Source organism: Brachybacterium netajii (SeqCode), from assembly GCF_054114245.1.
Genome location: NZ_JBSYXB010000012.1, coordinates 58,322 through 71,678 on the forward strand (window position 1 = coordinate 58,322; position 13,357 = coordinate 71,678).

General features: G+C 69.9%; 11 protein-coding genes and 2 pseudogenes. 6 read left to right on the forward strand and 7 right to left on the reverse strand.

The features are described from left to right. Positions 1 to 24 precede the first annotated feature (24 nt). Positions 25 to 465 (reverse strand): hypothetical protein, encoded by a 441-nt coding sequence (locus ACXET9_RS15435; RefSeq protein WP_457887573.1) that lies wholly within the window; start codon positions 463 to 465, stop codon positions 25 to 27. A gap of 390 nt (positions 466 to 855) precedes the next feature. On the opposite strand from ACXET9_RS15435, the gene dld reads away from it, so the two are divergent. Continuing rightward, on the forward strand, positions 856 to 2,577 hold the full coding sequence (gene dld, locus ACXET9_RS15440; protein ID WP_457887574.1) for a D-lactate dehydrogenase: 1,722 nt from the start codon (positions 856 to 858) through the stop codon (positions 2,575 to 2,577). A 54-nt stretch (positions 2,578 to 2,631) separates the two neighbouring features. Here dld and ACXET9_RS15445 read toward each other — a convergent pair whose 3' ends face one another. Continuing rightward, positions 2,632 to 3,048: a hypothetical protein gene (locus ACXET9_RS15445; protein ID WP_457887575.1), complete on the reverse strand. Its 417-nt coding sequence runs from the start codon at positions 3,046 to 3,048 to the stop codon at positions 2,632 to 2,634. A gap of 133 nt (positions 3,049 to 3,181) precedes the next feature. Here ACXET9_RS15445 and ACXET9_RS15450 point away from each other — a divergent pair, with 133 nt between their 5' ends. Together ACXET9_RS15450 and ACXET9_RS15455 are read left to right on the forward strand one after the other, a co-directional pair. Beyond that, positions 3,182 to 3,418, forward strand: a complete 237-nt coding sequence (locus tag ACXET9_RS15450) for an addiction module protein (RefSeq protein ID WP_457887576.1) — start codon at positions 3,182 to 3,184, stop codon at positions 3,416 to 3,418. Positions 3,419 to 3,619: 201 nt separating this feature from the next. Beyond that, the gene (locus tag ACXET9_RS15455) at positions 3,620 to 3,919 is read left to right on the forward strand and encodes a YciI family protein (protein WP_457887577.1); all 300 of its coding nucleotides are present in this window, start codon (positions 3,620 to 3,622) and stop codon (positions 3,917 to 3,919) included. A gap of 205 nt (positions 3,920 to 4,124) precedes the next feature. On the opposite strand, the gene ACXET9_RS15460 is transcribed toward ACXET9_RS15455, so the two are convergent. After that, on the reverse strand, positions 4,125 to 4,973 hold the full coding sequence (locus ACXET9_RS15460) for an SDR family oxidoreductase (protein WP_457887578.1): 849 nt from the start codon (positions 4,971 to 4,973) through the stop codon (positions 4,125 to 4,127). Between the two features lie 86 nt (positions 4,974 to 5,059). Between ACXET9_RS15460 and ACXET9_RS15465 the strand changes: the two genes are divergently transcribed. Then, positions 5,060 to 5,908, forward strand: coding sequence for a helix-turn-helix transcriptional regulator (locus ACXET9_RS15465; protein ID WP_457887579.1), 849 nt, complete (start codon positions 5,060 to 5,062; stop codon positions 5,906 to 5,908). Between the two features lie 45 nt (positions 5,909 to 5,953). Here ACXET9_RS15465 and ACXET9_RS15470 read toward each other — a convergent pair whose 3' ends face one another. Then, positions 5,954 to 9,298, reverse strand: coding sequence for a lamin tail domain-containing protein (locus ACXET9_RS15470; protein WP_457887580.1), 3,345 nt, complete (start codon positions 9,296 to 9,298; stop codon positions 5,954 to 5,956). Positions 9,299 to 9,521: 223 nt separating this feature from the next. Here ACXET9_RS15470 and ACXET9_RS15475 point away from each other — a divergent pair, with 223 nt between their 5' ends. Together ACXET9_RS15475 and ACXET9_RS15480 are read left to right on the forward strand one after the other, a co-directional pair. Beyond that, positions 9,522 to 10,352 carry a type IV toxin-antitoxin system AbiEi family antitoxin domain-containing protein gene (locus tag ACXET9_RS15475; protein ID WP_457887581.1) on the forward strand — a complete coding sequence of 277 codons (831 nt, stop codon included), beginning with the start codon at positions 9,522 to 9,524 and terminating at the stop codon, positions 10,350 to 10,352. Then, entirely contained in the window at positions 10,349 to 10,732 is a 384-nt protein-coding gene (locus ACXET9_RS15480; protein WP_457887582.1) for a type II toxin-antitoxin system VapC family toxin, read from the forward strand. The genes ACXET9_RS15475 and ACXET9_RS15480 overlap by 4 nt, the downstream gene beginning before the upstream one ends. A gap of 11 nt (positions 10,733 to 10,743) precedes the next feature. Here ACXET9_RS15480 and ACXET9_RS15485 read toward each other — a convergent pair whose 3' ends face one another. The 3 genes and pseudogenes from ACXET9_RS15485 to ACXET9_RS15495 form a co-directional block, all read right to left on the reverse strand. Then, a complete protein-coding gene (locus tag ACXET9_RS15485; RefSeq protein ID WP_457887583.1) occupies positions 10,744 to 12,573 on the reverse strand; it encodes a hypothetical protein in 1,830 nt (609 codons plus the stop codon). A 12-nt stretch (positions 12,574 to 12,585) separates the two neighbouring features. Continuing rightward, a pseudogene (locus ACXET9_RS15490) lies at positions 12,586 to 13,053 on the reverse strand (AAA family ATPase); the annotation flags it as partial. Between the two features lie 45 nt (positions 13,054 to 13,098). Further along, a pseudogene (locus ACXET9_RS15495) lies at positions 13,099 to 13,357 on the reverse strand (AAA family ATPase); the annotation flags it as partial.

The following is a 13,357-nucleotide window of genomic DNA, read 5'->3' on the forward strand; positions in this document are numbered from 1 at the left end:
CGGTCGCGGATCGTCGGCCGCGGGTCAGCGGCTGGAGCGGTGCACGGCCACGTGGACCGCGGGCTCCTCGCCCTGGCCGACGACGACGAGCATGCCGACGGCTCCCACGACGCCCTGCGTGATCCGGTCGCCCCGCTGCTGGACCCCGGTGCCGAGGCGCTCGACGTAGGCGGCCATGTCGGCCTTGTAGGCGGTGGACTCGATGCTGCCGGGGAAGTTCTCGGCGACCCAGGCCTCGACCGCATCGCTCGGACCGGCGAAGGAGACGACGCGGCTCCAGTGCTCGTTGCCGCGCAGCGGCGCGTCGGTGACCTCGATGTCGAGGGACGGGGTGGTGAGCTCGGCGGCGGAGAGGACCCCGGCGGCGTCCGACGGGACGGCCGTCGAGGCGACCGAGCCGCAGGCGCCCAGCAGCGTCGCGGCGATCGAGACGGAGGTGAGGCGCAGGAAGCGTCGTCTGCTCACGGGAGTCCCTTCGAGGTGGAGGTGCGGGCGGTGATCGTGGTGCGGTGGTCGTCGGGCGGAGGTCGTGGTGCCGGCCGGGAGAAGGCGCGCGATCGTACTGGTCAGCGACGTTCCCCCGGCGTCACGTGAAACTGTAGGCAGGGCCGGTGACGGGGCGCCATGGGGAGAAGTCCCCAGGGATCGGACGGAACGGGCATGCGGCCCGTCGGTCGATACTGTCCGACTCCACGCGCCCCGGGCGCCGCCCGACGCCTCCGTCGTCACCTTTCTCACGGGTGACTACGCTGGTCGAGGGCCCGCGCAGGGCCCGCGCAGGGCACGCGCGAGGCCTGCGCAGGACTCGGGCACGCTGGCGTGCGTGCCTCTTCCGAGGCGAAGGAGCACACGGAGATGCGCACATCGCGGACCCCGGGAGCGTCGGCCGCCGTCGACGCCTTCACCCGGATCATGGGGCGGCGGCACGTGCTGACCTCGGCGCGCGCCACGGCCCGGTACGCGACCGGTGACCGCTTCGGGGCGGGCGAGGTGCTCGCCGTGCTGCGGCCCGGATCGCTGGCGGACATGTGGCGGGCGCTCCAGGTGTGCGTCGACCACGACCTCATCGTCATCACGCAGGCCGCGAACACGGGCCTGACCGGCGGCTCCGGCCCCGGAGACCAGGACTACGACCGCGACGTCGTGATCATCTCGACCCTGCGGATCGACCGGATCCACCTCCTGCACGACGCGCGCGAGGCGGTGAGCCTTCCCGGCGCGACCCTCTTCCAGCTCGAGGAGGCCCTCGCCGCGCATGGGCGCGAGCCGCATTCGGTGATCGGCTCGACCTCGATCGGCGCGACCGTCGTCGGCGGCATCGCGAACAACTCCGGCGGCTCGCAGATCCGCAAGGGCCCGGCGTACACCGAGCAGGCGATCTTTGCGCGGGTCGACGAGGACCGACGGATCCACCTCGTGAACCATCTCGGGATCAACCTCGGCGCCGACCCCGGCACCGACCCCCTGCGCGTCCTGGACCGGCTCGAGCGCGGCGAGTGGGACGCCGCCGACGTCACCCCGCCTCCGCCCGACGCGACCGGCACCGCCTACGCCGAGCATGTGCGACGGCTCGCGGACACCCCGGCCCGCTACAACGCCGACCCGACCTTCCTGCACGAGGCCTCCGGCTGCGCCGGGAAGATCATGGTGTTCGCGGTCCGCACCCGCACCTTCCCCCTCGAGCAGGACAAGGCCGCGTTCTATATCGGCACCGACCGTCCGGCCGATCTCGAGGCCCTGCGTCGACGCATCCTCGCCGCCGACGCCCCGCTGCCGATCTCCGGGGAGTACATGAGCGCCCACGCCTTCGACCTCGCGATCGCCTACGGGAAGGACACCTACGTCTCCCTTAAGCACGCTGGCCCCCGCACCCTCGTGCGCATGTTCGCGCTGAAGAGCTGGGCGAACGGTGTGCTCGCGAAGGTGCCGGGGCTCGGCCCGTCGGCCGCCGACGCGATCTCCCAGACGCTCTTCTCCCTGATCCCCGAGAAGATCCCCGCGCGCCTGACCGGGTTCCGCGACCGCTTCGCGCACCACCTGCTGCTGGTGGTCAGCGGCAGCGAGCGCGCAGCGACCGCGGAGCTGCTCACCGCGTTCTTCGCCGAGCCCGAGCACGAGGGCGCCTTCTTCGAATGCGACGCCGACGAGGCCGAGAGCGCCGCCCTCATCCGCTTCGGCGTCGCCAGCGCGGTCGGCCGCTTCCACGTCATGCACCGCGCCGACGCCTCCGGAATGGTCACCTTCGACGTCGCCCTGCGCCGCGACGACGAGGACTGGCTCGAGCGCCTGCCCGCGGAGATCGCCGACCAGCTGCTCGAGAGCGTCTACTTCGGGCACTTCTTCTGCCACGTCCTCCACCAGGACCACGTCGCGAAGAAGGGCGTGGACCCCGTCGCGCTGAAGAAGCGGATGACGCGGCTGCTCGTCGAGCGCGGCGCCGCCGTCCCCGCCGAGCACAACTACGGGCGGATCTACCCGGCGCCGGAGCCGATGGTCGCGCACTTCCGGGAGCTGGACCCGCTGAACATGTTCAACGCCGGCGTGGGGGAGACGTCGGCGCGCAGGAACTGGGCGTGAGCGGGGCGGACGCGAGCAGGGCGGGGGCGAGCGGAGCGGACGTGAGCGGGGCGCTCAGCTGGTGCGGTACGTGATCTCCGCGGTCAGGCCGTCGATCTGCGGGTCGGCGGTCACCTCGAAGTAGATCCAGCTCTCAGAGCGCTTCCCGTTCATCGCGAGGGCGAGGTCCTCGATGACGACGGGCTCGTCGGCGCTGATCGGGTACTCGAAGGACTCGTCGGCGCCCCCGAGGAGGACGGTGCCGCTGCCGGACTCGACCGTGATGGTGCCGTCGATGACCGCCTCGGTGGAGGTGGAACCGCCCTCGAGGCGGGTGCTCCACTGCCCGTCGGACGTCTTGTACGTGAACGTGCAGGAATGCTCGCCGTTGCTCCCGCTGCAGCGCTCGCTCACGCGCTCCGTGCATCCGCTGAGCACCAGCGAGCCCAGCAGCAGCGCGGCGGCGAGCCGGTGCGTCGTCGTGCCCCTCATGGTGGGGAGACTATCGCGGGCGTGCGGCGGTCCAATGAGCATGGGCGGCATGACCTGGGATCTGCAGCAGACCCGCAGGGGCGAGAGAAGTTGCTCAGGGCGATCGTCGGCCGCTCGGCGTACGTTGGGAGACATGGAACCGGACACCGCGACTCTGATCCGAGACGGCCTCGCGCTCGACGCCGATCAGCGCGCGGTCGTCGCCAACGCGCTGCTCGAGAGCCTCCATGACGCGGGCGATACGAGCGAAGTCGATGCGGCCTGGCGTGCCGAAGCCACCCGGCGATGTGCCGAGGCGCGCACCGGGGAAGTCGACCTGGTGGACGCTGATGAGCACTACGCCCGTCTGCGTGCCTCGCTCACCGCATGACCCTGCCTCAGAGGGAGCATCCCGACGCCGTCGCCGAGTTCGACGCCGCTGTGCGCTGGTACGAAGAGCAAGAGCCAGGGATCGGCCTGCTACGGGCCCTTGCCCCGTGCCGACGAACCGGGATAAGGGTCGCTCACCCTCACTCCGTCTGCCCCTTGATCGTGCATCAGCCCCACGAGGGCGGTGGGCTTGAATGGAACCATGTTCGTCATCACCCTGGACTATGTCGCCGACCTGACCGAGATCGACGCTGCACTCCCTGCGCATGCAGAGTGGCTGGACGAGAACTACGCGGCGGGCCTGTTCCTGGCCTCAGGCCGCCGAGAGCCGAGAACGGGCGGAGTCATCTTCGCGGCAGGGAGCCGGGAGGCGGTCGAGGCAGCAATCGAGTCCGATCCGTTCGCACTGCAGCAACTGGCGCGTCACACCGTGATCGAGTTCCATCCGTCGAGGTTCGGCGGCCCGCTTGACTCTGCAGAAGTGCGCGGCGCGCTCGGATGAGGTGATCCATCCTGAGGATGATGGAGGGGCTGGAGCCGCGGAAAGGACTCCACTCTCATGCCGCACCCCGCGAGTACCCTGACGAGCTCCGCCGACGTCATGCGGAACCTGGGGCCTTGGAAGGGCATCGATGACGTGGAGATCGTGACCGAGGAATTGGCCTACCGGTTCGACGCCTTCCGGCCCCATCTCTCCTTCGGAGGCCTCACGCCGCCAGGCCCCCGTTCGCCCGGAGCACCTGCCCGTTGATCCAGCGACCGTCGGGCCCGGCGAGGAAGGCGACCGCGGCGGCGATGTCCTCCGGGGTGCCGAGCCGCCCGAGCGGGGGAGCGGCCGCGAGCGCCGCGACCTGCTCGGCGCTCTTGCCGTCGAGGAACAGGTCGGTCGCCGTGGGGCCGGGCGCGATCGTGTTGACCGTGACGTCCCGTCCGCGCAGCTCCCGCGCGAGGATCAGCGTCATCCCCTCGACGGCGGCCTTCGAGGCGGTGTACGCGCCGTAGGCGGGCAGCTGCGTCGCGACGACGGTGGTCGAGAGGCCGACGAACGCACCTCCGGGGCGGAGCCTCCGCGCCGCCTGCTGCGCGACGACGATATGGCCGCGGATGTTGGTGCGGTGCAGCGCATCGAGGGTCTCGAGGTCGAGCTCGGCGATGGGGGAGAGGGCCATGCGCCCGGCGGAGTTCACGACGACGTCGACGCCGCCGAAGGTCTCCTCCACGGTGTCGAAGAGGCCGGCGACCTGCTGCTCGTCGGAGACGTCGGCCCGGAGCGCGATCGCCGTGCCGCCCGCCTCGCGGATCTCGGCGAGCGTCTGCTCGGCGGCGTCGACGTTGCCGGCGAAGTTCACGGCGACCGCGAAGCCGTCGGCGGCGAGACGACGCGAGATCGCACGGCCGATGCCGCGGGAGCCGCCGGTCACGATCGCGACGCGGCGGGCGGGAGCGGAGTCGTTGCCGGCGTCGGCGGAGATGGAGGTGGAGGCAGAGGCGGAGGCGGCGCTGGGGCGGGGGCTGGTGCTGGGACGGGAGCCGTGGGCTGCGGGGCTGGTCGTCATGTCGTCCACGATGCGCCGCGCCCGGCCGACGAACCAGGGGATCCCGTCCCCTCCCTGGGCCGCCCGGAGTGCGGCAGACTTCCCGCATGACTCCGGCGAGATTCCATGAGCTCGGCGCGTTCCTGCGGACGCGGCGGGACCGGATCCGGCCCGACGACGTCGGGCTGATCGCGGGTCCGCGCCGACGGGTCCCCGGACTCCGACGGGACGAGGTCGCCCAGCTCGCCGGCGTCTCGGCCGACTACTACAACGAGATCGAGCGCGGTGCCGGCTCGCAGCCGTCCGAGCAGATCCTCGCCGCCCTCGCGCGGGCGCTGCGCCTCACCCGCGACGAGCGCGACTACCTCTTCCACCTCGCCGAACGGCCCGTGCCGCAGACCGGCACCGGGGTCCACATCCACCCGGGGATGCTCGACCTGCTCTCCCGCCTGCCGTCCACCCCGGCCCAGGTCATCACCGACCTCCACGAACCGCTCGTGCAGAACCCGCTGGCCATCGCCCTGCTCGGCGACCAGTCCGGTCTGCGCGGCCGACGCGCGAGCTTCATCCACCGCTGGTTCCTGGACGAGCGGGCCCGGGACATCTACCCCGCCGAGGACCACGCCCACCAGTCGCGCAGCCTGGTCGCGGACCTGCGCGCGGCGGCCGCCGCCCGCGGCCCCCGCGACACCGAGGCCCGCCCGTTGATCGAGGAGCTCCTCGAGGGGTCCGACGAGTTCGCCGCGCTCTGGGCGCTGCACGACGTGGCCGTGCGCCGCCAGGACCGCAAGCGCATCATCCACCCCGTGATCGGCACGATCGAGGTGAACTGCCTCAACCTCGTCAGCGAGGACGGCCGGCAGCGTCTGCTGTGGTTCACCCCCGCGCTCGGCACGGATAGCGCCGATGCCCTGGAGCTGCTGGCCGTCGTGGGGAGCGAGCGGATCGAGGGGTAGGCGGGGCGAGGTGCGGTGGGGCGGGGGCGGTGAGGCGGGGACCCGTCAGCGGTTCCCGGACACCTCGAACTCCAGCACGTCGGGCGCTGCGACGTTGCCGACGATGTCCTCGAACCACAGCGAGGTCCCGCGGTCTCGACGGCCCGCTCCCGAGCAGTACTTCTCGAACAGGGCGACCTGGCGGGGAGGCACGGGGACGGTCGCCTTCCATACGCCGCGTGCTCTCGTGAAGAGCCCGTCGGTCTTCCACGATCCCAGGTCGACCGAGGGGCTCTCAGCACCGCTGAGGTCGTCCGAGAGTCCCTGGAGGTGGACCTTCGCGACGTTGCCGAAGAACTGGTCGTCCTCGGACTCGCCGTAGGCATCGATCGACGCGGTGCGGGAGGAATCGAGCCCAGGGGTGGGAGAGCTGGGCGGGATATGCGCCAGCTCGATCGTGAGGCTGGCCGTGCCGTCGGCGGCGTGCTCGAGACGCACCAGCGCGCTGTCGACCGATGGCGGGAACCACACCTCATGGTGCTCGTCCAAGGCCACCGTCGCGGAGCGCTGACCGGACGTCAGGACGACCTCGCGGCCCAGATGAGCGAGAGTCTTCAGGTCGTCATCGCGCTTGTCGTGCCAGGTGGCGATCCATCCGAAGCGATCGCTATGGCGGTAGAGGCTCAGAATCGATGTGTCGTTGAACAGCGATGGCGGTTGCTTCTCCGTGGTGTGGAGCTCGAATGCCGCCTCCCAGAGCTGGCTGCCCAGGGCTCCGGGGTCGCTCAGGTCGATGCCGAGATACTCGGCGGCGAGCACCTTCTCCTCGTCTCTCCACGCGGTGGTCCGAGGCGAGGCCAGCAGTGCAGGCATGCCGCTCGCGACCCGGACTCGGTAGTACTGGCTGCGGGAGGCCACTCGCCGGTACACCCCGAAGTGGCTGAACCGGGTCATCGCGAGGAAGGCCGCCTCGGAGACGAACTGCCACTTCTCGGCGAGGCCGGACGCGCCCTCCGGGATCCGGAACCTCCCCTTCGGCACGAAGGACTGGAACCAGCGGCCTACTGTTCCGTCCTTTCGTCCGCGCAGGTGGATCGTCATGTCGTCCCGGATGCCGAGCGTCTCCGGGATCACGCCGTCCGGCCCGTCCGGTCGGAGGTCGTCGTCTTCCCGAAGGACGGCCACAGGCGGGAGCGGGCGCTTCGCCCAGGTCCGATCGCACGTGGCGTAGCTGAAGTTGAGGGAGTAGAGCTGCTCGACCTCCGTCTCCGGATCGACGCCGTTGACCACGAGGACGGTGGCCGCCGCAGCCAGGCGGGAATGCTCGGAGATGTGGTTGTTGCGGAAGGGGCACCAGAAGTCCGCGACGCTGAAGGTCTTGTCGTCGGCGAGAGCTCTGACGAGCGCGAGCATTAGGTCGTGGTGATCGTCGGGGTGGACCTCGCGCCAGCGGTGGGTGAACCAGCTCTGCTCGTCCAACCAGAGGAGCGCGTACTTCTGACTCTGCCCGGCCTCTCTGCGCAGCCGGACCAGAGCGTAGAAGTTGCAGGTGCCGTCGATGAAGCCGTCGCCGTCGCGGACGGGTCCGTTGACCATGCGGTACAGCCACTCGACTCGCGCGGGGAACAGGTTGAGCAGGGGCACGTCCCGGAAGAGGGCCTGGATCGGCTGGCCGTAGATCATGGAGCAGTGCGAGTACCAGTGGGCGTGGCCGACGCCCAGCGACAGCACCTGATCGAAGTCGATCGAGAAAGAGGAGGTGCTCGTCGCGAGATCCTCCATGCCGGCCATGCTCCACTCGACGTGGGGATACCGGGGAAGATGCGCGGGCAGCCTGTGCCCGAGCGGTGGTCGGGAGTCGATCTCATGCCAGACGAGGGGTGCCACCTTGACCGGCAGTCCCACCCGGTCGGAGATCGGTGACCACAGCAGAGCCTTGAACACTCCGAACCGCGCGGAGGCGGGATGCTTGTCGTAGTCGCCGTCGAGCGGCGGGGTCAGCGAGTCGGGCAAGGCCCGGTATCGCTCGGGATCCAGCTTGAAGTAGGTGCTCGGAGGGACCGGTCCGCCGTGCACGCGGGGCGTGAAGGTTTCTCCCGGGGTGGCGAACCAGAAGCGATCCACGCCGACCTGCTTGGCGATGATCCGTGTCCCGCTCGCGGCGATCATGTCGAAACGCGGCATCGAGGACAGCGTCGTCCCTACGCGCTTGTGGTGATACGTGATTGCCCGTTCCGGGCCGAAGACCTTCTCCGAGGGAGCGACCGCATCCTGATGCCCCGTGGCGAAGCGTGCACTTCCGCCGGATTCCTCGAGCCAGTACGAGGTGTACCGGACTCGTCCGTCGACCAGGCGGTAGTCGAGCACGGCGCCGGTGTCGTCGTGCGACGTAGGCCGTGGGGCTGCGGCGATGTCGACGGCGGAAGCGGTGAGGCTCGGGACCGCGTCGACCTTTCGGCCGTCCAGCGACCGCTTGAGCTGCGGCGCGGCCTGCGTGATCTCCTCGAAGATGCCGTCGATCAGAGCCTCATGGATGCCCAGCGTGACTCTCTGGTGCTGGATCACGCCCTCAGCGTCCGTGAGGGTAGCGAGGTCGAACTCGAGGTTGTTCCAGACGGCCCGTCGACGCCCCATATACAGGTTGAACTGGTCGTCGGAGCCCGGACCGGTCCAGACCTTGACATGCTGCTTCGGCTCGAGCGTGAACCACGAGGGGAAGCGATACGGGCTCTGCTTCAGATCGCGCAGCGTCCAGCCCTCCAGAGAGACCGAATCTGAGCCGAGATTGCAGATGACCGCGTACTCCTTCCGGAAATCGACTCCGGGAGGCGTCACCCTGATCGCATAGATCGCGATATCCCCCTTCGGCGGAAACGCGGTGAGCCCCATCAGCGCCCACTCGAGGAGGAACTTCGCGGCGTCCGCATACGATGCCCCGAGCTTCGCGGCGAACTCGCCGACCGACCTCAGGAGCTCCTCGGTGCCGTTCGCGACAGCCGCTGCCGACTCGGCGAGGGCCTTGGCGAACGCTTCGGCGCCGTCCTCGGCGGCGGAGGCGATCGCGATGGCCGCGGCGGCCACTGCCTCGCCGACGGCGACCCCGATCTCCGCGGCGTCCTCCGCCACGCCCACGAGAGTGTCCCAGATGTCGTCGAAGAACCCCATGGCGAATCCCCTCGAGAAGTCGAGCACTGAACCGCGTCGGTGAACTATGGCATGCGGCATGTGGGGAATCAAGGGGCGCGTAAATTTGTGAAGCGCGCGAGGTGGAATCTGCTGCAGAAACTCTTGGTGTTCACGACAATATGCAGGAGGAAGGCCTGGAGATATCTGACTGGCTTTTTCTATCCAAGGCTGTTCGCTCGCCCTGGGAGGCGTCCGTCGACTGTCCGGCCCCGGGGTGAGACGCAAAGTGCCGCGCCTACTCCGCGCTCAAGGGGTATCGCGTGCAGGCGCAAGGGGGGAGTGCGGTCCTCGGTGGGCAGGGGCGCAGTGAGGGTGGGATCGTCGGTGAGAAGGCTGCTGAAGTGCCTTGATCCGGCACCTCGCATACTGCGAAAGTTGCCTTAGGAGGTTACAAGTTCAGTACCGCATGGGCGGAGGTGACAAGATGCGTGCCAGTACAGCGCTGACGGTGCTCGAGCAGCTGGGGTCGGGTCAATGGGGACTGGCGACGACCGCCCAGGCCGCCGCTCTGGGAGTGACGCGGGCGGATCTCGGGCGCCTCCTGGCGGCTGGGTCTGTCCAGCGGGTGCGCCATGGGGTGTACGCGCTGGCCTCGGCTGCGTACGGCCCTCTGCAGGACCTGCAGGCGGCTTGGCTGGCAACCGAGCCTCGCACGGCCGGGGAGGGCAGGGTGGTCGAGGGCGATGACGTCCTCGTCTCGCATGTCTCGGCGGCCCAGGTGCACGGACTCGGTGATCTGATCGCGTCAGAGCATGAGTTCACGTCTCCGCGGCGACGGCAGACTGCGCAGCCCGATGTACGGTTCCATCGCCTCGATCTGCCGGACGAGGACCGAGCGGTCGTGGACGGGCTGCCGGTGACGTCGGTCGAGCGGACGGTCGCTGATCTGTCGGCTTCCGCTGTCGACTTCGATCACCTCGCGTCAGCGGTTCGCGATGCGCTCTCGCTCCCGCATGTGCGCCCCGAACAGCTGGCGGCGCGTCTGGATGCCGCTGCCCTCCGCTACGGCTTCGAGGACGGAACGGGGCTCGTCGGCGCATGCCTGGAGCGGGCCGGGCTTCCCTCTGTCGCGGCGAACCTGGTCTCCATCGAGGCGTTCCGGCGCCTTCTGGCCGAGCCGCTCAGCATCACCCCCGTCGAGTCCGATCGGCGCTCCCGACGCCTCGCCAGCGGCGCGCTACGACCGGCCACCGAGAGCGGGATCCCCGCGGTCGCCTCCCCGAACCGAGGGTGGAGCACCGAGCAGATGATCGAGGACATGCGCGGGGACCGCGCATGATCTCCCTCGACACGTCGGCGGCGTACACGCTCCTCAGCCGTGAACCCGGGGTGGACGAAGTCGAAGCGCTATTCGCAGGCGGGACGGAGCTGTTCTCCTCGCGTCTGCTCGAGGTCGAGCTGCACGCGACCGTCGATCGCCGCGGCGGCTCCCACGACGACGTCGACGCGATCATCGCCCGGATCAGTCTCGACGCGGTCGATGATGAGGTGATCGACCATGCCCATTCGCTCCGGTCGGGTCTGCGCGCCATGGACGCGCTGCACCTCTCCACGGCTCTGCTGTACGGAGACGCGGTGACGGGCTTCGCGACCTTCGACCGGGAGCTCGCCGAGGCTGCGCGCCGGTTCGGGCTGGAGATCGTGGCCGGGGGCGGATAGACCGCTGCCCGTCACCGTCCCCGCAGAGCGTCCCGCTGCTGCATGAAGCGGGCCCGCGCCTCCCCGAGCAGGAGCGCCGGATCGGCGAGGGCGATACCGTTCCAGGGGCGGGGGAGTGCGGCGGCCTCCACGAAGGTGCGCGCTCTCTGGCTGGGGAGGCTGCGCAGGTCGAAGGCGGCGCGCAGGTCCTTGTCGTGCAGGGGCGCGGGGGAGTACCCCATGATCTCGTTGCCTCGGGCGACGACCGAGACGATCGCGGCGGCGGTGTTGCGTGTGCTCGCCTTCCGTCGCAGCACGTCGCCGTCCATCTGGGCGACGCGCACCAGGAAGCGGCGGCAGGCGGTGACGAGCTCGTCGGCGTCGGTCGTGATGCGCTCCGGTGCGAGCAGACGATGCACGCCCTCGACCATGTGCGCGTCGACCTCGGCGGCGAGCACGTGCAGGTCCTCGGGGATCCGCTCGAGGGTGAGCGCCTCGACCGGCAGCGCGGTCGTGTCGAGGGCGTCGAGGGCATCCATCCCGCCCACGCGCAGCGCCAGCTCGGCGCGGCGCAGAGCATCGGGATCCGCGGCCTCGAGCGCGAGGGAGACCATCTCCTCGAGCCGGCGTGAGCGCATGTGAGGGTCGGCGCGGCGAGCCGGGAGAACCTCGAGCAGCGGCGCGATCGTGGTCAGCGTCTGCGCGACGATGGCGGGATCTGCGCCGGACCGGTCGAGGGACCAGCGGATGAGCGGCGGGAGGACGACGGCGAGCTGTTCGACCTCCTCCTCGGTGAGGAGCGGACTGGAGGGCATGATCTCGGTGAGCAGCCATTCGCCGACGTGCGCATCCCAGCCGAGCGGGTCGCCGACGCTCGCATCGAGCACCACCATCAGCAGGGCGATCAGCTTCGCCGTCGTGTCGTCGTGCGCGATGCCGTCGGCATGCGGAGAGGCGGCGAACTCCTCGAGCAGGTCGGTGCCGTCCTCGAGCATCCACGGCGGATGCTCGGGGGCCGACGGCGGGGAGCCCTCGAAGGAGTTCCACAGCGCGACCTCCTCGTCGTAGCCGACCCCGCCGCCCGGCATGCGGCCGACGACGAACTCCACGAACGGTCGCAGCATCGGCCACTGCTCCCCTTCCCCGGACTGCTCGACATCTGACGGAGTCGCGGCGAGGGCCTGCTTGAAACGGGCGCGGGCATCGGCCGGGGCGACGTCCTCGATGACCTCGTCGAGAGAGTCCCCCTCGCGGGCCATGATCTCCCGATACTTCGCGAGGACTCCCGCCAGGGAATCGTCGACCGCGAAGGCGTCCTTCACGTAGGGCTCCGGGAACCACGAGATGTACGAGATCAGCACGGCGCGCACCCCGCGCGGCAGGACCAGCTCGACCATCAGGTTCTCCCCGACGCCGTCCGAGAACGCGACGGCCTCGCTCACGGTGGAGTCGATGAGCCCGGTGACCTGCGGCGGCATCGGCTGACGGCGGGCGGTGAGCCCGAGCCGCGCCCGGGAGCGGAGGTCCTCGTCCGGGCTCATCGCAGCAACCATGTGCAGCAGAGCGGTGGTCTCGGCGATGTCGGTCTCGATGAACGTGTCCAGCAGGTCGACCTCGTCGGGCAGCTCACGGGCATGGCGCGCCGGATCGGAGATCACCGCGACGAGCGGCGCCGCGGCGATCCAGAAAGCGGTGGGGTCGTCGGAGCGGAGCGCTGGCCGGAGCATCCCGATCAGGGGCGTCTCCGCCGGAGGTTCGGCGGGGGAGCGGTCACGGTGCGCGGTGTGCGGTCCGCGCCGTGCAGCGCGCTGACGGGCGGCGCCCTGGCCGAACGGGCTGCGATCACGGCGATGTCGACTCATGGGGTCATTCCATCAGGTGAGGGGCGGCGCTGGGCCCTTGGTCGTCGCGATGTCGGCCGACGGAGCGGGGCGAGCTGCAGCGGGACGTGGGCGTGCTCGGCAGGCGGCGACGAGGCCGGTGAGGTCATCAGGTGCGATGAGGCCGTCGATGATGCCGGAGAAGGGCAGCTCTGAGTCCACCTCATCGGAGACCTCGTCGATATCGGTGAGCACACGTGCCACGGTGCCGTCATTGGTCGCCTGCAGCACCAGGACCTCTTCGGCGCGCACGCCCTCGTCGTCGAGGAGCTCCGGGGCATGCGTGGAGAGGATGATCTGCAGCGATGAGTCCCTCTGCGCGGTGGCGAGCACTGTCGGCAGAGTCCTCACGACGGCAGGACTCAGGGAGAGCTCCGGCTTCTCGAGAAGGAGGATCCCACCGTCGGCGGGTGCGCTGATCAGGGCCCACAGCAGGCCGATCAGCCGCAGGGTTCCGTCGGAGAAGTCTGCTTCGCTCTGCCTCGCCGGGGTCTGCCGCCAGTTCTTTTAGCCGGCTATGAGGTGCGGCTTCCCCGACGGGTCGACCTCGAGATCGAGGGACTGGAACTCGGGGACGGCGGACTGGAGCGCCTTCTCCATGCGCTTCAGCCAGGCGACGCGGGTCTGCTTCTGCACGCCGTTGATCCGGGCGATGAAGTCCGCGCCGTGCGGGTCGCCCGAGACGGCTCCGATCCGAGAAGGGTCGCGGATGATCTGGGGAACGAGGTGGAAGTAGCGGACCTTGGCGAAGTATTGGGCGAGGGTC